Source organism: Ramlibacter sp. PS4R-6 (genome assembly GCF_037572775.1).
In the GTDB taxonomy this organism is placed as follows: Bacteria; Pseudomonadota; Gammaproteobacteria; order Burkholderiales; family Burkholderiaceae_C; genus Ramlibacter.
Genome location: NZ_JBBHKA010000001.1, coordinates 3,406,093 through 3,426,391 on the forward strand (window position 1 = coordinate 3,406,093; position 20,299 = coordinate 3,426,391).

Annotated in this window: 23 protein-coding genes; 10 read left to right on the top strand and 13 right to left on the bottom strand. The window is 69.3% G+C overall.

The features are described from left to right. Positions 1 to 16 precede the first annotated feature (16 nt). Together WG903_RS16910 and WG903_RS16915 are read left to right on the top strand one after the other, a co-directional pair. The gene (locus WG903_RS16910; RefSeq protein ID WP_340077558.1) at positions 17 to 2,449 is read left to right on the top strand and encodes a catalase; all 2,433 of its coding nucleotides are present in this window, start codon (positions 17 to 19) and stop codon (positions 2,447 to 2,449) included. Between the two features lie 14 nt (positions 2,450 to 2,463). Continuing rightward, positions 2,464 to 2,934: a hemerythrin domain-containing protein gene (locus tag WG903_RS16915; RefSeq protein ID WP_340077560.1), complete on the top strand. Its 471-nt coding sequence runs from the start codon at positions 2,464 to 2,466 to the stop codon at positions 2,932 to 2,934. Between the two features lie 9 nt (positions 2,935 to 2,943). Here the strand turns inward: WG903_RS16915 and WG903_RS16920 are convergent, their stop codons facing one another. The 5 genes from WG903_RS16920 to WG903_RS16940 all read right to left on the bottom strand — a co-directional run bounded on the left by WG903_RS16920 (position 2,944) and on the right by WG903_RS16940 (position 7,280). Beyond that, positions 2,944 to 3,111: a hypothetical protein gene (locus tag WG903_RS16920; RefSeq protein ID WP_340077562.1), complete on the bottom strand. Its 168-nt coding sequence runs from the start codon at positions 3,109 to 3,111 to the stop codon at positions 2,944 to 2,946. Positions 3,112 to 3,130: 19 nt separating this feature from the next. Further along, positions 3,131 to 3,325 carry a hypothetical protein gene (locus tag WG903_RS16925; RefSeq protein ID WP_340077564.1) on the bottom strand — a complete coding sequence of 65 codons (195 nt, stop codon included), beginning with the start codon at positions 3,323 to 3,325 and terminating at the stop codon, positions 3,131 to 3,133. A 53-nt stretch (positions 3,326 to 3,378) separates the two neighbouring features. Beyond that, positions 3,379 to 4,881, bottom strand: coding sequence for an ATP-binding protein (locus WG903_RS16930; protein WP_340077566.1), 1,503 nt, complete (start codon positions 4,879 to 4,881; stop codon positions 3,379 to 3,381). Between the two features lie 4 nt (positions 4,882 to 4,885). Then, positions 4,886 to 6,376 carry an ATPase domain-containing protein gene (locus WG903_RS16935; RefSeq protein ID WP_340077568.1) on the bottom strand — a complete coding sequence of 497 codons (1,491 nt, stop codon included), beginning with the start codon at positions 6,374 to 6,376 and terminating at the stop codon, positions 4,886 to 4,888. A gap of 124 nt (positions 6,377 to 6,500) precedes the next feature. Next, on the bottom strand, positions 6,501 to 7,280 hold the full coding sequence (locus WG903_RS16940) for an SDR family NAD(P)-dependent oxidoreductase (RefSeq protein ID WP_340077570.1): 780 nt from the start codon (positions 7,278 to 7,280) through the stop codon (positions 6,501 to 6,503). A 71-nt stretch (positions 7,281 to 7,351) separates the two neighbouring features. Between WG903_RS16940 and WG903_RS16945 the strand changes: the two genes are divergently transcribed. Continuing rightward, positions 7,352 to 8,800, top strand: coding sequence for a DUF4214 domain-containing protein (locus tag WG903_RS16945; RefSeq protein WP_340077572.1), 1,449 nt, complete (start codon positions 7,352 to 7,354; stop codon positions 8,798 to 8,800). Between the two features lie 85 nt (positions 8,801 to 8,885). Here the strand turns inward: WG903_RS16945 and WG903_RS16950 are convergent, their stop codons facing one another. Continuing rightward, on the bottom strand, positions 8,886 to 9,695 hold the full coding sequence (locus WG903_RS16950; protein ID WP_340077574.1) for a glycine-rich domain-containing protein: 810 nt from the start codon (positions 9,693 to 9,695) through the stop codon (positions 8,886 to 8,888). A gap of 114 nt (positions 9,696 to 9,809) precedes the next feature. On the opposite strand from WG903_RS16950, the gene WG903_RS16955 reads away from it, so the two are divergent. Continuing rightward, positions 9,810 to 10,370, top strand: coding sequence for a pyridoxamine 5'-phosphate oxidase family protein (locus WG903_RS16955; protein WP_340077576.1), 561 nt, complete (start codon positions 9,810 to 9,812; stop codon positions 10,368 to 10,370). A gap of 52 nt (positions 10,371 to 10,422) precedes the next feature. Here the strand turns inward: WG903_RS16955 and WG903_RS16960 are convergent, their stop codons facing one another. After that, positions 10,423 to 10,860, bottom strand: a complete 438-nt coding sequence (locus WG903_RS16960) for a VOC family protein (RefSeq protein WP_340077578.1) — start codon at positions 10,858 to 10,860, stop codon at positions 10,423 to 10,425. A 95-nt stretch (positions 10,861 to 10,955) separates the two neighbouring features. Here WG903_RS16960 and WG903_RS16965 point away from each other — a divergent pair, with 95 nt between their 5' ends. After that, a complete protein-coding gene (locus WG903_RS16965) occupies positions 10,956 to 11,264 on the top strand; it encodes a hypothetical protein (protein WP_340077580.1) in 309 nt (102 codons plus the stop codon). Here WG903_RS16965 and WG903_RS16970 read toward each other — a convergent pair. The 3 genes from WG903_RS16970 to WG903_RS16980 all read right to left on the bottom strand — a co-directional run bounded on the left by WG903_RS16970 (position 11,261) and on the right by WG903_RS16980 (position 13,588). Beyond that, positions 11,261 to 11,776 carry a restriction endonuclease gene (locus WG903_RS16970; protein ID WP_340077582.1) on the bottom strand — a complete coding sequence of 172 codons (516 nt, stop codon included), beginning with the start codon at positions 11,774 to 11,776 and terminating at the stop codon, positions 11,261 to 11,263. The two genes, WG903_RS16965 and WG903_RS16970, sit on opposite strands and share 4 nt — an antisense overlap. A 146-nt stretch (positions 11,777 to 11,922) precedes the next feature. After that, complete coding sequence (locus WG903_RS16975) at positions 11,923 to 13,116, bottom strand: bactofilin family protein (protein ID WP_340077584.1); 1,194 nt, start codon at positions 13,114 to 13,116, stop codon at positions 11,923 to 11,925. A gap of 79 nt (positions 13,117 to 13,195) precedes the next feature. Further along, a complete protein-coding gene (locus WG903_RS16980; RefSeq protein ID WP_340077586.1) occupies positions 13,196 to 13,588 on the bottom strand; it encodes a hypothetical protein in 393 nt (130 codons plus the stop codon). Between the two features lie 80 nt (positions 13,589 to 13,668). Here WG903_RS16980 and WG903_RS16985 point away from each other — a divergent pair, with 80 nt between their 5' ends. From WG903_RS16985 to WG903_RS17005, 5 genes are all read left to right on the top strand, one after another. Next, entirely contained in the window at positions 13,669 to 15,105 is a 1,437-nt protein-coding gene (locus tag WG903_RS16985) for an amidase (RefSeq protein WP_340077588.1), read from the top strand. Then, the gene (locus WG903_RS16990) at positions 15,102 to 15,908 is read left to right on the top strand and encodes a helix-turn-helix transcriptional regulator (protein ID WP_340077590.1); all 807 of its coding nucleotides are present in this window, start codon (positions 15,102 to 15,104) and stop codon (positions 15,906 to 15,908) included. Before WG903_RS16985 ends, WG903_RS16990 begins: the two co-directional genes overlap by 4 nt. Positions 15,909 to 15,929: 21 nt before the next feature. After that, the gene (locus tag WG903_RS16995) at positions 15,930 to 16,628 is read left to right on the top strand and encodes a B3/B4 domain-containing protein (protein ID WP_340077592.1); all 699 of its coding nucleotides are present in this window, start codon (positions 15,930 to 15,932) and stop codon (positions 16,626 to 16,628) included. A gap of 28 nt (positions 16,629 to 16,656) precedes the next feature. Next, a complete protein-coding gene (locus WG903_RS17000) occupies positions 16,657 to 18,846 on the top strand; it encodes a hybrid sensor histidine kinase/response regulator (protein WP_340077594.1) in 2,190 nt (729 codons plus the stop codon). Positions 18,847 to 18,928: 82 nt separating this feature from the next. After that, positions 18,929 to 19,138: a hypothetical protein gene (locus WG903_RS17005; protein WP_340077596.1), complete on the top strand. Its 210-nt coding sequence runs from the start codon at positions 18,929 to 18,931 to the stop codon at positions 19,136 to 19,138. Positions 19,139 to 19,142: 4 nt separating this feature from the next. On the opposite strand, the gene WG903_RS17010 is transcribed toward WG903_RS17005, so the two are convergent. The 3 genes from WG903_RS17010 to WG903_RS17020 all read right to left on the bottom strand — a co-directional run bounded on the left by WG903_RS17010 (position 19,143) and on the right by WG903_RS17020 (position 20,274). Continuing rightward, positions 19,143 to 19,451 carry a plasmid stabilization protein gene (locus WG903_RS17010; RefSeq protein WP_340077598.1) on the bottom strand — a complete coding sequence of 103 codons (309 nt, stop codon included), beginning with the start codon at positions 19,449 to 19,451 and terminating at the stop codon, positions 19,143 to 19,145. 19 nt (positions 19,452 to 19,470) lie between these two features. Further along, positions 19,471 to 19,689, bottom strand: coding sequence for a hypothetical protein (locus WG903_RS17015; RefSeq protein ID WP_340077600.1), 219 nt, complete (start codon positions 19,687 to 19,689; stop codon positions 19,471 to 19,473). A gap of 93 nt (positions 19,690 to 19,782) precedes the next feature. Then, positions 19,783 to 20,274, bottom strand: coding sequence for a BON domain-containing protein (locus tag WG903_RS17020; protein ID WP_340077602.1), 492 nt, complete (start codon positions 20,272 to 20,274; stop codon positions 19,783 to 19,785). Positions 20,275 to 20,299: the final 25 nt, after the last annotated feature.

A 20,299-nucleotide genomic window follows, 5' to 3' on the forward strand; every position in this document is an offset into this window, starting at 1 on the left:
GACACACAGGAGCCACATGGCCAAGCAATCCAAGGGCCCCGGCACCTCGCCGAAGCGCGTCGCCGGCAAGTCCGCCGCCCGCAACACCGACAGCGGACCCAGCCGCATCTCGCCCGACGCGGGCGACGACCTTCCCGCTGCCAAGGCCGCGGACACGCAAGCCCTCGCGGCCTCGATGCCGCACAACCCCACCAAGCCGCTGGAACACGGTTTCGCCAACGGCGTCAACCCGCAGCCGGGCGCCACGTCGGAGCCGCCTTCGCGCCTGCCCTCGGCCAGCACGCTGTCCGAAGCCAACGAATCCGACAAGGTGGGCACTCAGGCGCCCGAAGGCGTCAACGCCACCATCGCGCCGCTGGACCGCGTGCGCGTGGATTCGTCGGGGCAGATGCTCACCACCAACCAGGGCGTGCGCATCGCCGACAACCAGAACTCGCTGAAGTACGGCGTGCGCGGGCCCGCGCTGCTGGAAGACTTCATCCTGCGCGAGAAGATCACGCACTTCGACCACGAGCGCATCCCCGAGCGCATCGTGCACGCGCGCGGCTCGGCCGCGCACGGCTTCTTCGAGTGCTACGAGCCGATCACCGACATCACCAAGGCCGCGCCCTTCCAGGCCGCGGGCAAGCGCACGCCGGTGTTCGTGCGCTTTTCCACCGTGCAGGGCGAGCGCGGCAGCAAGGACACGGCGCGCGACGTGCGCGGCTTCGCCGTCAAGTTCTACACCGACGAAGGCAACTGGGACCTGGTGGGCAACAACATCCCGGTGTTCTTCATCCAGGACGCGATGAAGTTCCCGGACCTGGTGCACGCCGTCAAGCCCGAGCCGCACCACCAGATGCCGCAGGCCGCGAGCGCCCACGACACGTTCTGGGACTTCGTATCGCTCATGCCGGAATCCACGCACATGCTGATGTGGGTGATGAGCGACCGCGCCATCCCGCGCAGCTTCGCCACGATGCAGGGTTTCGGCGTGCACACGTTCCGCATGGTCAACGAGGCGGGCGACTCGGTGTTCGTCAAGTTCCACTGGACGCCGGTGGCGGGCACGCACTCACTGGTGTGGGACGAGGCCGTGAAGATCTCCGGCGCCGACCCCGACTACCACCGCCGCGATCTGTGGGAGCGCATCGAGGCCGGCGCGTACCCCGAGTACGAGCTGGGCCTGCAAATCTTCACCGAGGAGCAGGCCGACCAGTTCAGCTTCGACATCCTGGACGCCACCAAGATCGTGCCCGAGGAGCTCGTGCCGATCCGCCCCGTGGGCCGCATGGTGCTCAATCGCAACCCCGACAACTTCTTCGCCGAGACGGAGCAGGTGGCGTACTGCACGGCGCACGTCGTGCCGGGCATCGACTTCTCCAACGACCCGTTGCTGGCCGGGCGCATCCACTCGTACGTGGACACGCAGATCACGCGCCTGGGCGGGCCGAACTTCCACGAGATCCCGATCAACGCGCCGATCGCGCCGGTGCACAACAACCAGCGCGACGGCATGCACCGCCAGGCCATCCCGCGCGGGCGCGTGTCGTACGAGCCCAATTCGCTGGCGGGCGGCTGCCCCTTCCAGGCCGGCGCGGCGCAAGGCTTCGTGTCCGTGCCCGCCAGCATCCGGGCCAAGGAGGAACAGGGCAAGGTGCGCGCCAAGCCCGAGAAGTTCGCCGACCACTACACGCAGGCGCGGCTGTTCTTCGAGAGCCAGACGCCGGTGGAGAAGGACCACATCGCCAATGCCTTCCGCTTCGAGTTGTCGAAGGTGACGGTGCCCGCCATCCGCGAGCGCATGGTGGCCTCGCTGCGCAACGCGTCGGAAGATCTCGCGAAGAAGGTGGCGATGGGCTTGGGCATGGACCCGATGCCGCAGCCCCTGCCGCTGGCGCTGGCCAAACCCGCCAAGCCCGAGGTGCTGAAGTCGCCGGCGCTGTCGCTGCTGGCGCGCCCGGGTGACGGCTCGATCAAGGGCCGCAAGATCGCGATCCTCATCGCCGCGGGATGCGACGGCGATTCGGTGTCGCGCGTGCAGGCCGCACTCGTCGAGCAGGGCGCGGTGGCCCGCCTGGTGGGCCCGCGCATCGGGCCCTTCAAGACGATCGCCGGCGACATGCTCGATGCGGACTGCTCGCTCGAGAACGAGCCGGGCTTCCTCTTCGACGCCCTCGTACTGCCTGACGGCGACGAAGCCGTGGCCGCGCTGGCGCAGGACGGCCACACGATGGAATTCATCAAGGACCAGTTCCGCCACTGCAAGACCATCCTGGCGCTGGGCGCGTCGCAGTTGCTGCTGATGCGCGCGGGCCTGCCCGCCGCGATGGACAAGGCCCAGGCGCAGGCGGAGACGGGTTTGATCGTCGCCGCCGCGGCCGACGTCGATGCCGCCACGCAGGCGTTCATCGCCGGCGTGGCCAAGCACCGGCACTTCGGCCGCGAGATGGACCCGCCGCTGGTTTGAAAGGACACACACCCATGGAATTCGCCGACAAGGACGCGTGCGAGCTGCTCGACGCCGACCACATCGCCGTCAAGCACCTCTTCGTGGAGTACGCGCGGCTCGCGGTCGCGATGCCCGACGAGAGCGCGGGCGAGCGCACGCAGCTGGCCATGCGCATCTGCGACGAGCTCACCGTGCACGCGCAGATCGAGGAGGACATCTTCTACCCCGCGCTGCGCGAAGCCGCGCCGGAAACGCGTGCGCAACTGGACGAGGCGCGGCAGGAGCACCAGGAAGCCAAGCAAATGATCGCGAGCATCCGGGCGCTGGGCAGCGCCGGGCCGCAGATGGACGAACTGGTGTCGCAGCTGGCCTGCGCGATCGAGCACCACGTGAAGGAGGAGCGCGACGAGCTCTTCCCGAAAGCCAAGGCCCGCATGGACCTGGGCGAGGTGGGCGACCGGCTGCGCGAGCGGCAGCAGGCACTGCAGGCCGCTACGGCCTGAGGCGCAAAGCTATTCCTTCGGCGGCTCGGGAACGGGCTGCGAAGGGTCGAGCTGGGTGGTGGAGCCGTTGTCGGGCGCGTTCTTGCGCGCGGCCTTCTCGGCTTCCTTCTCGGCCTTCTTGCGCTTCTTCTCCAGCTCGCGCTGGCGCTTTTCGAAGGAGTAATTGGGTTTCGGCATCTCTGGAGCTCTCCCTCGCTTAGCAGCCGTCGCGGCAGCGCATCTGGCGGCGGCCGCCCAGCATCACGGAAGCCAGCCGCGCGCGCGGCACGTGCTTGCCGCAGAGGATGCAGCTCATGGTGCCGCCGAACGGCCCCGAAAACTCGCTACCCACCGTCTTGCTCTGGTATCGAAGCCCGTCCTGGCGGATCTTCGTCTTGACCTGGTCCTTCAAGGGCTCTCCTTCTGCCGTCGATGCCCCGCAGTATGCGCCCTTTTTGCCTCCCGTCAGGCCGGCTGGGGCCTGCCGGCGCCGGCCAGGGAGGCCACCAGGTCCTCGATGCGCAGGGGCTTGACGAAGTGGAAGTCGAAGCCCGCCTCGGCCGCCCGCGCCTTGTCGGCGTACTGCCCCCAGCCGGTCAGCGCCACCAGCACCACGTCGCGCCCGCCCTCCAGCGCCCGGATGCGGCGCGCAGCGTCGTAGCCGTTCATCACGGGCATGCCCACGTCCATCACCACCAGGGCGGGTTTCTCGCGCTCGAAGTAGGCCACCGCCGCCGCGCCGTCGTAGACCACCGCCGGCGTCACGCCGTGCATGGCCAGCAGCGCCTCGAGCGTGTGCGCGGCGTCCCGGTTGTCGTCGACCACCAGGACGCGTTGCGGCAGCGCATTGCGCCGCAGCTGCAACGGCGCGGCGCCCGACACCGCGGCGTCTTCCTGCACGGCCGGGATCGCCAGCGTGAACTCGCTGCCCTTGTCGGGCCCTTCGCTGAACGCCTTGGCCGAGCCGCCGTGCAGCTCCGCGAACGCGCGCGCCAGGTGCAGGCCCAGGCCCAGCCCGGCCGACGGCTCGCCCGCCGCGCGCGCCTGCTCGAACATGTCGAAGATGCGCTCGAGCGAGTCGCGCTCGATGCCGCGGCCGGAATCCTTGACGCGGAATTCGACCCAGGGGGCGTCGACTTCCACGGTCAGCGAGATGTCGCCGCCGGGCGGCGTGAACTTGGCCGCGTTGAGCAGCAGGTTGGAGACGGCCTGGACCAGGCGCACATGGTCGGCCACCAGGGGCACGTGCTGCGCCGGCTGGTGCACCGCGAGGCGGTGGCCATTGGACTCGATGGCGCCCGACGCAATCTCCAGCGCGTGCACCACCACCTGCGCCACGGTGGTCGGTGCAGGCTGCAGCTGCAGCTTGCCGTTGGTGATGCGCGCGACGTCCAGCAGGTCGTCCACGAGCCGCGTGAGGTGCGCCGTCTGGCGCCCGATGATGTCGGTGAGCCGCTCGGCCTGCGGCGTGGGGTACATGCGCCTGAGCACCGCCGTGGCATTGCTGATGGGCGCCAAAGGGTTGCGCAGCTCGTGCGCCAGCGTGGCCAGCAGCTGGTCCTTGCGCGCGTTGAGCGCGCGCACCTCGTACTGGCGCTTGCGCCCGCGCAGCGCCGAGCGCACCGCGCTCACCAGCGCCATGGTGCGCACGGGGCGTTCCAACAGCGTCACGTTGCCCAGGTATTCCACGGCGCGCTGCGCTTCCACGGAGTCGGCGCCGCGCTTGGTCATGACGAGGATCGGCAGGTCCGACCACGGCTCCTGCGCGGCAAGGTACTCGGTGACGACGGTGAGTACCGGGCCGGCCAGCGCCTCTTCCATCACCAGCAGCGCACCGGTGCCGCGCTCGAGTTCGCTGCGCAGCTGCGCCGCACCGGAGACCGCCCGCGCCTCCAACTGCGAGCCGCGCAGCACGCGCTCGGCGACGGCGCCATCCCCGGCAGACATCGCATAGACCAGCACGCTCATTCGCTCAGGTCTCCGTGCCGTCCTTCGCACGCGTTCCCGTCTGCACCGGAACGCCCGTGAGAAGCCCGCGGTAGCCGCGCAGCACCGGGCCGACCTGGATGCCGCCCTTGCCCAGCGAGAACGCGCGGATGGTGCGCTCGTGCGCGCTGCCGCGCTTTTTGAACACCGAGATGGCCTGCTGAATCTCGCCGTCGTTCTCGAAGTAGCGCAGGATCAGCACGTTATCGGCCACGTAGCTGGCGTCCATCGCCGACGACATGCTGCCGCCCAGCATGCCCTGCTGCACGGCCACCAGGATCGTCAGCACGCGGTGCTGGCCCAGGAAAGTCAGCAGCTCGTGCAGGTGCGTGGTGAGGAAGCGCTCGTCGGGCACCGCGTTGAGGTAGCCGTTGAGGCTGTCGATCACCACCACCTTCACGCCCGCGTCGACACTGGCGCGCACGGCAGCGGCGAACTGGCCGGGCGACAGCTCCGCGGGGTCGATCTGCTGCACGGTGAGGCAATCGTCCTGGAGGGCTTGGCGAAGCGGCATGCCCAACCCATCGGCGCGGTGCAGCATGTTGCTGGCCGATTCCTCGAACAGGAACATCGCCGCCCGCTGCTTGCGCTGGCACGCCGCCACGACGAACTGCGTCGCCAGGGTGGACTTGCCCGTGCCCGGCGGGCCGACGACCAGCGTGCTGGTGCCCTCCTCGATGCCGCCGCCCAGCAGTTGGTCGAGCTGCATCACACCGGTGGAGAACTGGCTGCGGTCCTGCAGCACGCGCGATTCCGCAGCCACCAGGCGCGGATGGACGACCATGCCGCCCCGCGCCAGGTTGTAGTCGTGCAGGCCTCCCGCCACCTCGCGGCCGCGGTGCTTGACGATGCGCATCTGCCGGCGCTCGGCGCCGTAGGCCTGAACGGTGTGCGACAGCTGGATCACCCCGTGCGCGATGCTGCGCACCTGCAGGTCGCCGGCGATCGATGCCGTGCGGTCGTCCAGCAGCAGCACCGTGCAGTGCCGCGTGGAGAAGAACTGCTTGAGCGCCAGCACCTGGCGGCGGTAGCGCAGCGGCGATTCGGCCAGCAGCTGCAGTTCGGACAGCGAATCGAGCACCACGCGCACCGGCTTGCGCTCCTCCACCACCGACAGGATGGTCTTGAGCGTGTCGACCATCTCCACCTCGGAGGGATGGAACATGGCGTACTGGTCTTCGCGCAGCAGCACTTCCTCGGTGGGCAGCACCTCGTGGATGTGGATGCCCTTCAGGTCCCAGCCGTGCGACTCGGCGACGGAGCGCAGCTCCTCGATGTTCTCGGCGAGGGTGATGTAGACCACCTCCTCGCCGTTGCGCGCCCCTTCCATCAGGAACTGCAGGCCCGAGGTCGTCTTGCCCGCGCCGGGCTCGCCTTCGAGGAGATAGATGCGATGCGCCGTGAGCCCGCCGCCGAGGATGTCGTCGAGTCCGGGCACGCCCGAAGAAAGGATTTCGCGCCTTTGCGCACCGCCCATGTTTGCGTTCCCGGTTCGATCGGCGCAACCCTCCACAAGACAGATGCGGGAGGCGGCGGATACCTGCGACTGTAGCGCAGGGCTGCTCTGCAATAGGGCCTTGCGCCGTTGCAGAGCTGGAGGACTAGAACTTTGTGTAGCCGCCGTCGATGAGGAACTGTTCGCCGGTCGCGTACGCCGACGCGTCGCTGGCCAGGTACACCGCGATGCCGCCGAAATCCTCGATCGTGCCCCAGCGCCGCGACGGGATGCGCGGCAGCACGGCGTCGGCGAACTTGGAATTGCCGATCGAGCGCTCGGTCATGTCGGTTTCGATCCAGCCCGGGAGGATCGAGTTGACGCGGATCCTGTGGCGCGCCAGTTCGACGGCGAGCGCGCGCACCATCGACGTCACCGCGCCCTTCGACGCGCCGTAGTGGCTGTTGCGCGCGGCGCCTTCGACGGCGGCCGTGCTGGCTGTCGCGACGAGCGAGCCGCCCTGGCCGCGCTCGATCATGTGGCGCGCCGCGGCGCGGAAGGTGAGGAACACGCCTTCGACGTTCACGCGCTGCACGCGGCGGAATTCGTCGAGGGTCATGTCCTGCAATTGCGTGCCCTTGCTGGAGACGCCGGCGTTGGCGAAGACAGCATTCACGGTGCCGCCGAGCGCCTGCACGGATTGCGCGAAGGTGGATTCGACCTGCGCTTCGTCACCGACGTCGCACACAAAAGCTTGGACGCGCTTGGCATCGCCGCATTCGGCGGCGAGCTTCTCCTTGGCGGCTTGCGTCTTGGCGGCATTGCTGCCCCAGATCGCGACCGCGGCGCCTGAAGCGAGCAGCGCGCTGGCCATGCCGAGGCCGATGCCGCCGTTGCCGCCGGTGACGATCGCCGTGCGATTGGATAAGTCAAAAGGGTGGTACACGTCACAACTCCCGAAGCGCTGCAATCGTACAGTCCGCCCACCCAGAAGACCAACAAAGGGACGGAGGACGGATGGATTCCGCTCACACGCTCGTCGCGCAGCTGTACGTCGCCATGTTCGGGCGCGCGCCCGATGCCGAAGGGCTGGCTTATTGGTCGGCCTCCGGCCGATCGCCCCAGGAAATCGCCGATGCCATGTTCGGCACCGCAGCCGCGCGGGCCTACTACCCGACACACCAGAGCGACGCGCAGGTGATCTTCGCGTTCTACGCGAACGTGTTGGGGCGGGTGACCGATCTCGAGGGCCTTGAATTCTGGCTCGCAAGGTTCGCGGCGCCCGGGGCGACACGCACGGGCGTGCTCCTCGAGATGATCGATGTGGTGACCCACTACGACGGGACGGATCCCGCGGGGCTGCAGAGCGCGGCGCTGTTCCGCAATCGCTGCGACGCCGCCCTGTACTACGGCGAAAGCGGCGGTTCCATCAGCTTCGCAAGCGACGTGCTCGCCAACGTCACGTCGGACCCGGCTTCGGTGACCACTGCGCGCAACGCGACGGATTGGCTGGCGGACCGCGAAGTGGATGCGTACGGCCTGCAGGACATCTACCTCGCCAACATCTATCGCAACCCCGTCGTCCGGAACGTGATGGACGGCGCGACACTCACCATCGCCGACGGCGGGTTGATGAGCCTTGTCGAGGTGCATCCGCAGGATGCGGCGTCGGCCGTCACCTTCTCGGCCAACCTCGACATCCAATCGAACTGGGATTTCACGCTCTATGTGAGCGGCTTCGAACGCGTGAACCTCATGCTGGCGGATCCGCCCTACTACACGACCCACGAGGTCACCATCGCTTCCGGGCACCTCGAGCGGCTGTCGGTTTCCGGCCGCGACCTGCTGCACCTGGGGACCGCGGAGCACCCCGTCGACGCCGCCGTCATCGACGCTTCGGGTTTCGTGGGCATGGTCGCCGCGTACATGGCGCCGGACACCCGCCTGGTCGGCGGCGCGGGGAACGACAAGCTTTTTGCATACAGCGGTACAGGCGCAGCGGTCGAAGGGGGTGCAGGCGACGACGTGCTGTATGCCCGCGGGCCGACCATCCTCGTGGGCGGAGAAGGCGCGGACCATTTCTGGCTGACCTCGTACTTCGGACGCGAGAGGCCGTCCGTCGTCGCCGATTTCCAGCCCGGCATCGACAAGCTCGACCTGGAATACATGGTGCGCTTGCCGGATGACGCATGGTGGAACGGTCCGCTCGATGCGCAGACGTGGTTCCCTTCGCGTCTCGTCCTTCCCGATGGCTCCAGCTTTGGCGCCTACCTGGACGCGGCCGCCACCAAGGCGCCCAACTATTCGGCCCTGCAATGGTTCGAGTACGACGGCGACACCTACTTGGTCATCGACAGCAGCAAGGAGGCGACCTTCCAGGACCGCAGCGATCGCGTGGTGAAACTGGTGGGGCTGGTGGACCTGGGCGCGCTCGGCTACGACGTGGAAGACCGGATGTTCGGTTGAAGGAAGGAGCTAGCGCGTCCCTCGACGCGCGGGGAAACGCGTGCAGCCCAAAACCGGACCCTGCGGACGGCCTTGAGGGATTTCGTCAATCGCCTCCACCTCCGCACCCACCGCCGCCACACCCACCGTCTCCCCCGCCATCCGCCCCACTCCCATCCGACGACTCCGCGCCCCCGAAGCTACCCGCGTCCCCACCGAACGCCCCGCCGTCCCCGAAGTCCGTGCCGCAATACGCGAACCCCACCGACCCATCCGCCTTGCGGTTGATGTCGTGGCAATCGGGCACGTACTTGAACCCGTTCTCGATCGCGAGCTTCGTGTCCAGCGCGAAGAGCAACGGCAGGCGCGTCGGCAACCTCGGGTTGATCGCTTCGTCCTTGCAGGCCCAGTACCACGCACGGCGCAAACCGTCGTTGCGCCTGGGTTCACCGCCCAGCGCTTCGGCGGGCGTGTGGTGCAGGAACCAGCCCAGCGCCGTGTTGCACCAGTGGCGGTAGGCCTGCGTGTGCAGGATGAACTCGTGCCACATGGAGTCGACCACGCGCGAAGGCATGCTGACGAACTGGCGCTTGCTGCGGCTGCAGGCCAGGAAGTACTGCCGCAGGCCGCGCTCCACGAGCTCCGCATCCTTCTGCGACAGGTGCGGGTAGGCCTTGCGCAGCTTCATCTTGAGGTATTGCGGCAGCGCGCTTTCGCGGATGATGCGTTCGCGCCGCCAGCGCTGCCAGCCGTAGGCGGCCGCGCCCGCGATCACCGACAGGATGAAGGGGAAGCCCCAGCTGGGGCCGGCGCGCCACCACCCGTTGGCGGCGCCGGTGACGACGACGATCCACGTGAAAAACAGCAGCCACGGCAGCGCCCGCGCCACACGCAGCGAAATGGCAAGTCGGCCCATTGCATCGGCTCCCCGGACTCCTCCGTCCGCAAGCGATGTTGAAAGACGCCCGATGCGCGGTCAAGCCCGCGACTGCGCGGCGCCGAATTCGAAAATAATGGGCCAGGAGGTCCCATGAGCGAAGCCCCCAACCTGCGCCGCGCCGACAGGCAGATGCCCGACGACGAGGCCTGGAACGCGCTGCGGTCCGCGTACTGCGGCCGGGTCGCGACGGCCAGCGCCTCCGGCGAGCCCTACGTGTGCCCGATGCTGTTCGTCGTGAAGGGCGGCGAGATCTGGTTCCACAACACGCACGCCGAGGGGCACCTTCGGCGCAACGTCGACCAGAACGCCCGCGCGTGTTTCGAGGTGGACGACCCGGGCGAAGTGTTCGCGTACGGCCGCTTCGCCTGCGACACGGGGCTGGCCTATCGCAGCGTCGTGGCGTACGGCGCAGTGCGCATCGTCGACGAAGCCGAAGCGAAAGCCGGGTTCTTCGACGCGCTGATGGCACGCTACTACCCCACCGACCCGGACCGCCCGCGCGGCTTCTACCCGCGCCTGGACGGAGTCACCGTCTATGCGATTGCCGTGGAGCGCATCACGGGCAAGCAGACGGTGCTCCCAGCCGCCGAAGACTTGTGGCCGGCGCGAGACCGCACGCAGACACCCGGGGCCCGCCCGCCCGCCGGCTAAGGGATTCCAGCCCAACCCGACAAGGCCGAAGGCGTGCTGGCCTAGCGCCTCTTCAGCCCTGCGGCGGCGCGTTCACCGCCCCGCCGCTCACCATCCATGGCGTGCCGAATTTGTCGACGCACATGCCGAAACCATTGGCCCAGAACGTCGGGCCCCAGGGCATGAAGGTCTGGCCGCCGTCGGCGAGCATGTCGAACTTCTTCTTCGCTTCCTCGGGCGTGTCGTAGAAGAGCGAAAGCGAGAAGCCCTGCATCGGCTTGTGCTGGCCCTTGGGCGAGTCGCTGGCCATCAGGTTGCGGCCGTCGATGAGGATGTGCGCATGCATGATGCGGTCCATGTCGCCGGGGCCGCAGTGGGCCGGGTCCTGGGGCACGGGCGATTCGCCGTACTTCATCATCGCCAGCAGCTTGCCGCCGGTGACGCGCTCGTAGAAGCGCATGGCCTCGGCGCAGTTGCCGTCGAAGAACAGGTAGCTGTCGAGCATGGGCATGGATTTCTCCTGGGTTGGTTCCGGGGGCAAGGCGCCCTCCACCCCCACGACGTGCGAAGCCCCACGGAATCGACACGACCTTCTACCATCGGGGCGTGGACAAGACAACGAAGGACCCGCGGCGCCCCGTGCTCATCGGCGGCGTCTGCCTGCTGGGCGCCAGCGCGGCCCTCTACGTAGCGGCGTTGCTGCTGGCCGCCGCAACCCATCCCGGCCTGCGCGAAGCCGCCGGCGCCTTCCGGGCGCTCAGCCCCTGGGTGCTGCTGGCCGGCGTGCTGCTGACGGTGCTCTACTTCGTGGTCAACCGATTGGCCGATGCGCCCACGCAGCGGCAACCCGATTCGATGCTGTACGAGGAAGGCGAGACGACGACGATGGAAGAGCCGCCGCCGCGCGACCGCTAGCGCTGCCCCACCAGCTCGACGAGCTTCCCGCCATCGACCAGTTGCACGTCCGTGCCCTGGACGAACGCACGGGCGTCCTCGCTGAACGTGCCCGCGGTGACCAGGAAGGCGCCGCTGGCCCCGCGGCTGTCCATCTCCATGTACAGCTCGCGGACTGCGGAGGCCGGCACCTTGTAGGTCTGCCAGTGCGTGCACTGCGCGATGTAGAACTCGCCGTCGCGGCGCAGCTCCATGTCGACGCCGCCTTCCAGGTCCGGCCCGTGCAGTTCCCGCACCTCGTAGCCCTGCGCGCGGAACGCGTCGCCCACGACGATCTGGAATTCACGCAGAGACAGCGCGGCGAAGGCATCGGCGCTGCGCGACGCGCTGACGACGCGCGCGAGCCGCACGCGGTAGCGGCGGCGCAGGAAGGCCGACAGCGCGAACAGCAGCACGAAGGCGGCGACGACGATGGCGCCGTCGGCCCACCACGGGCCCGGCAACGTCTCCACCCAATCCGGGGCGTGGTTCATCGGACTTCGGGCATTGCGCCCCCTCCCCTCCAATGGGCGCAATCTAGCTCACGTTGGCATGCAACCCAATGGCGGCGTGCGGCCGCGTTGCGGCGCAGTCACACGCGCGGCGGCTTCTTTCGGTAGAAAGTTCGAACCGTGCAGTCCTAGGGCCGCACCACTTCGACGCGCCCGCGCATCGCGCCGGAGCCGGCGCGCATGCGGCGGAACAGCTCCACCTCCAGCGCGCCCACGCCCATCAGCAGGAGCAGGCCCACGAGGAAGCCGCCCAGCACGGGGATCTTGCTGACGATGGTGGCCGCGAGCAGCGCGATGGCGAAGTAGCCGATCGCGCGCGCCACCGTGGGCGGCGGCGGCTTCCTGGCCAGCTGCGTGATCCAGCTCGCGAGCCACAGGATGCCGACGACGAAGCCGAGCAGCAGCGCCAGCGGGTACAGCGCGAAGATGAGGATGCCCACCGGGATGCCGACGATGGTGATCATGAGCAGCACGGCGAGGATGGGCGCGCCCACCACCGTGAGCAGGCCCATGCCGAAGGACTTGCCGGGGCTCGCGCGCAGGCGGTCCGGCGCCTCCACGCTGAAGATCGGCGCGACCGCCAGGAAGATGGCGCCGCAGGCCAGCACGACGAGGAACACCATCGCGGTGGCGATGAAGCCGATCACCGTGATCGCCGTGCGCGCGCCTTCGCTGCGCGACGCTTCGTGGGCGAGCGACGCCGAGTCGCGGCGCACCACCTGGCCGCCGATGGTGGCGCCCTCGCCCTTCACGATCTCGCTGCCCGCGATGTACTTGATGTTGCCGCCGACCTTCGCGCCCGGGCCGAGCACGAGCTGCTCGACCTCGGCGTCGACGTCGCCTTGCACCTCGCCGTTGATCGTGAGGATTTCGCCGACCGCGTGCAGGCTGCCGCGCACCACGCCGTCCACGTCGAGCCGGCTGCCGGTGATGCGCGCCGTGCCGCCGATGGAACCGTTCTTCGCGATGCGCACCTCGCCGCCCGCCGCGCCCACGCTGCTGCCCACCGCGGCGTCGATGGTGATGCTGCCCCCCGCGGCGCCCAGCTTGCCGCCGATGGGCGCGCGGATCTCCACCGATCCGCCCGCGAGGCCCGCGTTGTGGCCGATGGGCTTGTCGACGACGATGCGCCCGCCGGCGGCCGCGAAGTTCTGCGGGATGGGATGCGGCGGCACCACGCGGCCGCCGATGACCACCATGTTGCTGTCGTTGTCGATGATGATCGCGGCCGAGTCGTCGCCGGCGGCCACGGCGTGGATCGCCGGCAGCACGAGAGCCGCCGCAAGGAATGCGCGGCGGATCGCGCGCGAGATGTCCGTCATGAGTCCTCCTGCCCCCGGCTCGTGACCGGGGAAGGGGGCCATCATAGTCAACCCGTGTTACGCGCCGAAACGGTTTCGGTCAGCAGCCCAGGGCCTTGAAGCGCTTGCGGCTGATGTCCAGGGCGGCCTGGGCGGCGTCCACCTCGTCCTCGTTGTTGGTCTTGGCGCGCTCCTGCTCGAAGGGGATGCGCTTGTCCAGGCGCGCGCATTCGTCGCGGTCGGTTTCCTTCATGTGGCCCCGGCGCTTGCGCACGTTGAACTCGGCGACGGTCTCGCCGGGCAGCCGCCGCGACGCGCCGTCGCGCGCCTTGGCCGTCACGGGCACCGGCGAGTCGTACGTGCGCACGACGCGGCTGGCGCAGTTCTGGTCCGAATAGCTGCCTTCCTTGCACTTGTAGACGGTCTGCGCGCCGGCCGCGCCGGCTGCCGCCGTGAACACCAGGGCGGCCATGATGCTCGTCACCCTCTTCATACGCTGGCACCTCCGAATGGATGAGCCAGCATAGGGACGAAAACCTTGGCTCTGCCGTATCCGAGTGAAACAATGCGTGCATGCAAGAGATCACCGATCGGGGCGCTACCGCGCTCTCCCGCAGCATCCATTCGAAAGAAGTTTCCTGCCGCGAGGTGATGCAGGCCTTCCTGGCCCGCATCGCGCAGCTCAATCCCAGCTTCAATGCCATCGTCAACCTGGCGCCGCAGGACACGCTACTCGCGCAAGCCGATGCGTACGACAAGGAGCTGGCGGGCGGCGCTTCGCGCGGGTGGCTGCACGGCATCCCGGTCGCGATCAAGGACGCCGCCGACGCGGTGGGTTTCCCCACGACGAAGGGCTGCGAGCTGCTCGCCAACAACAAGCCGGTGCGCGACAGCGTGATGGCCGCGCGCATGAAGGACGCGGGCTGCATCGTGATCGGCAAGACCACGACGCCCGAGCTCGGGCTGGGCTCGCACACCTTCAGCACGCTGTGGGGCGCCACGCACAACGCGTGGGACACGCACGTGAGCGCCGGCGGCTCCAGCGGCGGCGCGGCCGTGTGCCTGGCGCAGCGCATGCTGCCCATCGCCGACGGCTCCGACTTCATGGGGTCGCTGCGCAACCCCGCGGGCTGGAACCACTGCTACGGCTTCCGCCCCACGCAGGGCCGCGTGCCGCAGGCGTTCAACAACGACGTGTGGATCGACATGCTGTCCACCGAAGGGCCGATGGCGCGCAACGTCGAGGACCTGGGGCGGCTGCTCCTGACGCAAAGCGGCTACGACCCGCGCGCGCCGCTGTCGCTGCAGTCGGCCATCGAATGGCGCTACGAGCCCGATGTGTCCGTGCTGAAAGGCCTGCGCATCGGCTGGCTCGCGGACCTCGACGGGCACCTCGCCACCGACGACGGCGTGCTCGACGTGTGCGAGGACGCGCTGAAGCATTTCACGTCGGCCGGGGCGGTGGTCGAGGAGATCCCGCTCGGCTTCGACCCGGCGAAGGTGTGGGACAGCTGGCTCGCGTGGCGGCGTGCCGTCGCCGGCCCTCGCGTGGGCGCGTTGATGCACCTGCCCGGCGCCCGGGAGAAGATCAAGCCCGAGGCGCAGTGGGAATACGAATGCTCGCAAGGCATGAAGTTCCCCGAGTTCCGCCGCGCGACCGAGACGCGCTCGGCCTTCTACAAGCACGTGGCCGGCCTCTTCGATAAATGGGACGTGCTGGTGCTGCCGACGGCGCAGGTCTGGCCCTTCGACGTGAGCATGCGCTGGCCCAACGAAATCGCCGGGCGGCACATGGACACGTACCACCGCTGGATGGAAGTGACCACCTACGCGACGCTCGTGGGCATCCCGTCGCTGGCCGTGCCCGCAGGCTTCCATGCCAACGGCAAGTGGCCGATGGGCATCCAGCTGATGGCGCGCCACAGCGCCGATGCCTTCCTGCTGCGCGTGGCGGCCGCGTACGAGCAGGTGCGCCGCGACTTCATCGCCTTGCGCCCGCCGCAGCCGTGAGCGCCGCCCCGCACCGCTGCCGCGTGATCGCGTCGCCCGATGCAGGCGTGTACGCCACCGAGGTCGACAGCGCGCGGCACTACGCCCGGCACTGGCACACCACCTATGGCTTCGGGCTGATCGCGCGCGGCGCGCACCGCTCCGCCAGCCCGCAGGGCGCGGTCGATGCGTTCGAGGGCGACATCGTCTGCATGAACCCCGGCGACGTGCACGACGGGCGGCCGCTGGGCGGGCCGTCGCGGCGCTGGTTCACCGTGTACATCGAGCCCGGGGTGTTCGGCGGCATCGCGGGCCGCAGCGACGTCGCCTTCACCAAGGCGGCGTTCGGCGATGCACGCGTGCGGCGCGCGGTCGGCGCGCTCCTGCACGCGATGGAGCACGGCGAATCGCTGGCGTTCGAGGAGGCGCTGGTGGCCGCGTGCGGCCTGATGCTGCGGGGCCACTCGACGCTGGTCGTGCGCGACGAGGAGGCCGACGGCGACCTCGAGCGCGTGCGCGAGCGGCTGGCCGACGGCACCGAAGCGCCTTCGCTCGACGAGCTGGCCGCGCTGTCGGGCCTGGGCAAGTTCCAGCTGCTGCGGCGCTTCCGCCGGCGCTTCGGCGTCACGCCGCACGACTGGCTGGTGCAGCGCCGCGCCGAGCGCGCGCGTGCGCTGATCCGCGAGGGCGTGGCGCTCGGCGACGCGGCGGCGGCCTGCGGCTTCGCCGACCAGAGCCACATGACGCGCGTCTTCGTGCAGCGCTTCGGCTTCACGCCCGGCGCCTGGCGCGCGGGCGCAATTTCGTTCAAGACGCGGGCCTGAGGCGGGCGCGACACTGCGCCCATGGAGTTCAGCCACCACCCGCAGATCTGGTCGCGCTATCCCGAGCTCGCGGCCGCCGCGCTGTTCGTGCGCGGCATCGACGCGAAGGCCGATGTCTCGCAGCATGTCGCGGCCTTCAACACCACGGCGCGCCAGCGCCTGGCCGCCGTCGAATCGGAAAGCGAGCTGCCCGAGGTGAACGCCTGGCGCCGCGTGTTCTCGCGCATGGGCCTGAAGCCCACGCAGTACCGCTGCGCGTCGGAGTCGCTCCTGCGGCGCTTCCGCAAGGAAGGCGAGCTGCCCGCCATCCACCCGCTGATCGACGTGTGCAACGCGGCGTCGCTGGCGTATGCGATCCCGGTCGCGGCGCTCGACGTCGCCAAGGTCGAATGGCCGCTGCAGGTGCGCCTGGCGGAGGGCACGGAGCGCTACCTCCCCTTCGGCGGCGACGTCGAGCATCCCGACCCCGGCGAGGTGAGCTTCGTCGACGCCTCGGGCCAGGCCCACGCGCGGCGCTGGACGCACCGCCAAAGCGGCCTGTCGGCGGTGCGCGATGAAACGCGAGATGTCCTGGTCGTCATGGAAGCCGTCCACCCGGGCGGCCGCGCGGACGTGGGCGCGCTGGCGGCCGCCCTCGCGCAGGCGATCGCGTCCGCCTGGGGCGTTACGGTCCAGCAGGGGCGGCTGGAGCCGCACCAGCCCACGATTTCCTTCGGCTGAGCCAGCTTTCCGCCATTACCATGGGCGGATGAGCCCGGTCTCGCGTGGTACCACCGGCCCGCTGCGGATGCGCCTGCTGCTCCTGGCCGCGAGCGGCCTCGTGCCGCTGGTGATGGTGCTGGCCTGGGGCGTGAGCCACCTCTACGACGAACAGCGCAACTCCGCGCAGCGTTCCGCGTTGGAAATTTCGCGCGCGCTCGCGACCGCCGTGGAGGCCGAGGTGCGCTCCATCACGGCGCTGCTCGACCAGATGAGCACGTCCGACGAGCTGGAACGCGCGGACCTGCGCGCCTTCCACCTGTCCACGCGGCGCAGCGCGCAGCAGCTCGGGTGGCGGCAGGTCGTGCTGGCCGATGCGGAAGGCCACCTCCTCTTCCGCTCGAACCAGCCCTTCGACCGCTTCGACCCGCAGCCGGTCGACCCGGACAGCCTGAACGAGGTGGTGCGCACGAAGAAGCCGCTGGTGTCGCGCGTGGTGGTCTCGCCATCCGACAAGGTCGAGACCTTCGTGGTACGGGTTCCGGTCGTGCGCGGCGAACACGTCGTCTACATCCTGTCGGCGGTGCTGTCGACCGAGGTGATCCACAAGGTGCTGGCGCGGCAGAACATCCCCGTGGGCTCGGTGGCCTCGGTGTTCGACCAGACCGGGCGGCGCATGGCGCGCTCGCGCCCGCCGGTCAGCGCCCCGCCGAACCCCTCGCTCACGCGCCTGCTCGCCGGCGGCGCCACGCAAGGCGTCGGCATGACCACCACGACCGAAGGCGAGCAGGTGTACACCGGCTTCACGCGCCTGCACTCGTTCGGCTGGGTCGTGTCGGTGGGCACCTCGGTGAACGAAGCCAACCGCTCCTTCTATGCGTTGCTGGGCGCGATCGCGCTGGGCCTGGGCGCATCGCTCGCGCTCGCGCTGGTGCTCGCCTGGGTGCTCGCGCGCCGCGTGAGCGAACCGATCGAGAGGCTCAAGGAAGCGGCGAGCGCGCTGGGCCGGGGCGCCCCCGTGCACGTGCCCACGCTGGAAATCAGCGAGCTCGACGACGTGGCCGTGGCCTTGCGCACGGCGGCGATGGAGCGCGACCTCGCGACGCAGGAGCGCGTGGAGGCGCTGCGCATCGCCGAGGACGCCAACCGCAGCAAGGACCAGTTCCTCGCGATGCTGGGCCACGAGCTGCGCAACCCGCTGGCGCCGATCGCCAACGCGGTGCAACTGATGGCGCTCAAGGGCGACGAGGCGACCGCGCAGGAGCGCCGCATCATCGAGCGCCAGCTGGTGCACGTCACGCGCCTGGTCGACGACCTGCTGGACGTCTCGCGCATCACGACCGGGCGCCTGACGCTCGCGCGGCGGCCGGTGAACGTGGCCCACATCCTGGAGCAGGTGGTCGACGCGATCCAGCCCCTGCTGATGAAGCGCACGCTGCTGCTGGAGCTGGACCCGGAAGTGCACGGCGCATGGATCGAAGGCGACGAGGTGCGGCTGGTGCAGGTGTTCAACAACCTCCTGGTCAACGCCGTCAAGTTCACGCCGAGCGGCGGCGAGATCCACGTCCGGGCGCACGTGGCCGGCGAGGACGTGCGCGTCGAGGTGCGCGACGACGGCATCGGCATGGCGAGCGACGAACTCAAGCGCGTGTTCGAACTGTTCTACCAGGCCCCGCAGAACACCGACCGCTCGCGCGGCGGGCTGGGCCTGGGCCTGCCCATCGTGCGCAGCCTGGTCCAGATGCACGGCGGCTCGGTGAAGGCGACCAGCGAAGGCCCCGGGCGCGGCGCCTGCATCGAAGTGACGCTGCCCCTGGCGTCGCCGCCCGAGCAGGCGGCCCCCTCTGCGCCGATGGCGCTCGAAAAGGGGTCCGGCCGCGTGATGGTCGTGGACGACAACGAGGACGCGGCCGACACCTGCGCGACGCTGCTGGAGATGTCGGGCTATGCCGTGAAGGTGGCGTACACGCCCGACGCGGCGCTGAAGCTGCTCGAGGAATGGACGCCCGACGTGGCCATCCTCGACATCGGCCTGCCCGGCATGAGCGGCTACGAGCTGGCGCGCGAATTCCGCCAGCGCAACTACGGCGGGCGGCTCGCGGCACTCACGGGCTACGGGCAGGCGGCGGACATGGCGGCCTCGAAGGTGGCCGGCTTCGATGCGCACCTGACGAAACCGGTGTCGCCGCAGGAGTTGCTCGAGCTCGTCGCCAAGCTCAGCGAGGGCGCGCCGGCCTAGCGACAGCTTCCGTCGGTCTCCGCTGACAGCGCGGAGGACCGTGCTCTGCTGCAATGGGTGCAGTGCAACACAAGGAGTGCCCATGACGCAGCAAGCCACCATCCGCGGCGACGTGGAGTTTCGCGCCGGCGACGGCATGAAGCTGGAGATTCCCGACGGCCCCGTCGAGATCGAGGTGGCCGCCGACAGCGTGATGCTGAGCTGGCACGAAGGCGCGGACGCAAGCTCGACCGCGATCACGCGCGACGAGTTCGACCGCTACGTGCGCGAGGGGAAGATCCGCCTGCGCTGAGGCGCTACTTCTTCGCAGCGTTGCGCTTGCGCGTGGCGGCCGCCTTCTTGGCGGAAGCCGAGCGCTCGGCGGCGGAGCGCGACGCGGAGGCGCGCCCGCCCTTCTCGCCGCCCTTCTTCGAGGAGCTGTGGTTCACGGCCTTGCCGCGGCCCGAGCCGCTCTTCTTGCCGCCGCCCGTTTCCTTGTTGACGGTGGCCCAGGCGCGCGATTCCGCTTCCTTCTTGCCGACGCCGCGCTTCTCGTAGCCTTCCTCGATGTGCTCGGCCTGGCGTTTCTGCTTGTCGGTGTAGGAGGACTTGTCTCCGCGGGGCATGGCTACTCCTTTCTGCGGTTCACTTGGCTGAGGGCTTGGAATCGTTGGCGGCCTCGCGCAGGTCGGGGCGCGCGCCTTCCTGTTCCGGAAGCGTGAAATTGCGGATGGGCTGCGCCATCGCCTTCTCCCTCTCCGCCAGGCGCTGCGACCAAACGTGCCACGCCAGGTCCTCGTCGTCGCGGTCGTCGAAGCGCGCGTTCCACACCTCGGACAGCGTTTCGGTCTTGTCGGTGGACATCTGACATCTCCCTGTTGTCGAATCGGGGAATGTTAGGCGTGCGTCGACGCAGTTACGCGTAGGACCGCACCCTGACGTGCCGTGCGGGGCTACTCAATCGGGCTGGGTGTCGCCCACCACCTTGTACGGGGGCGCGCCCTGCGTGCCGACCATGACGTACGGGATCACGTTCGACACGTCGTCGACCAGCGTGATGGCGCGCTCCAGGGCTATCGCCTGCTCCTGCGTCCTCACGCAGCCCATGACCGTGACGATGCGGCGCTCGCCCACGATCCACAGGCTCGTGTCGTTGAAGCGGCCGTCGGCGCGGATGAAGGTCTGCACGCGCGGGACCAGCTCCGCGTCATAGAGGTAGGAGTTGGGCAGCCGGCAGCGGCCCGAGCGGTAGCAGCTGTTGCCATGCTGCGAGCGCACGTGCTGCTGCACGCGCGCCTTCTCCTCGGTGATGTACGGCCCGCGCGGCACGGGGCAGCCGGGCAGGCCGGCGGTGACCTGGACGAACGGGTCGTTGAAAAGGTTGCCCACCTGCTGGCCGAAGGCACCACATGCGGGCATGACGAGCGCGGCGAAGGCCAGGGCTTTCATGCCCCGCGATTGTGCCGCTGGTGAA

Excerpts from the sequence above, each read along its gene's own strand:
- WG903_RS16950 (WP_340077574.1), bottom strand. The coding sequence starts at position 9,695 with ATGGGCCGACTTGCCATTTCGCTGCGTGTGGCGCGGGCGCTGCCGTGG.
- WG903_RS16960 (WP_340077578.1), bottom strand. The coding sequence starts at position 10,860 with ATGCCCATGCTCGACAGCTACCTGTTCTTCGACGGCAACTGCGCCGAG.
- WG903_RS16955 (WP_340077576.1), top strand. The coding sequence starts at position 9,810 with ATGAGCGAAGCCCCCAACCTGCGCCGCGCCGACAGGCAGATGCCCGAC.
- WG903_RS16945 (WP_340077572.1), top strand. The coding sequence starts at position 7,352 with ATGGATTCCGCTCACACGCTCGTCGCGCAGCTGTACGTCGCCATGTTC.
- WG903_RS16930 (WP_340077566.1), bottom strand. The coding sequence starts at position 4,881 with ATGAGCGTGCTGGTCTATGCGATGTCTGCCGGGGATGGCGCCGTCGCC.
- WG903_RS17005 (WP_340077596.1), top strand. The coding sequence starts at position 18,929 with ATGACGCAGCAAGCCACCATCCGCGGCGACGTGGAGTTTCGCGCCGGC.
- WG903_RS16935 (WP_340077568.1), bottom strand. The coding sequence starts at position 6,376 with ATGGGCGGTGCGCAAAGGCGCGAAATCCTTTCTTCGGGCGTGCCCGGA.
- WG903_RS17010 (WP_340077598.1), bottom strand. The coding sequence starts at position 19,451 with ATGCCCCGCGGAGACAAGTCCTCCTACACCGACAAGCAGAAACGCCAG.
- WG903_RS16920 (WP_340077562.1), bottom strand. The coding sequence starts at position 3,111 with ATGCCGAAACCCAATTACTCCTTCGAAAAGCGCCAGCGCGAGCTGGAG.
- WG903_RS16985 (WP_340077588.1), top strand. The coding sequence starts at position 13,669 with ATGCAAGAGATCACCGATCGGGGCGCTACCGCGCTCTCCCGCAGCATC.
- WG903_RS16915 (WP_340077560.1), top strand. The coding sequence starts at position 2,464 with ATGGAATTCGCCGACAAGGACGCGTGCGAGCTGCTCGACGCCGACCAC.
- WG903_RS17000 (WP_340077594.1), top strand. The coding sequence starts at position 16,657 with ATGAGCCCGGTCTCGCGTGGTACCACCGGCCCGCTGCGGATGCGCCTG.
- WG903_RS16995 (WP_340077592.1), top strand. The coding sequence starts at position 15,930 with ATGGAGTTCAGCCACCACCCGCAGATCTGGTCGCGCTATCCCGAGCTC.
- WG903_RS16975 (WP_340077584.1), bottom strand. The coding sequence starts at position 13,116 with ATGACGGACATCTCGCGCGCGATCCGCCGCGCATTCCTTGCGGCGGCT.
- WG903_RS16910 (WP_340077558.1), top strand. The coding sequence starts at position 17 with ATGGCCAAGCAATCCAAGGGCCCCGGCACCTCGCCGAAGCGCGTCGCC.
- WG903_RS17020 (WP_340077602.1), bottom strand. The coding sequence starts at position 20,274 with ATGAAAGCCCTGGCCTTCGCCGCGCTCGTCATGCCCGCATGTGGTGCC.
- WG903_RS16980 (WP_340077586.1), bottom strand. The coding sequence starts at position 13,588 with ATGAAGAGGGTGACGAGCATCATGGCCGCCCTGGTGTTCACGGCGGCA.
- WG903_RS16970 (WP_340077582.1), bottom strand. The coding sequence starts at position 11,776 with ATGAACCACGCCCCGGATTGGGTGGAGACGTTGCCGGGCCCGTGGTGG.
- WG903_RS17015 (WP_340077600.1), bottom strand. The coding sequence starts at position 19,689 with ATGTCCACCGACAAGACCGAAACGCTGTCCGAGGTGTGGAACGCGCGC.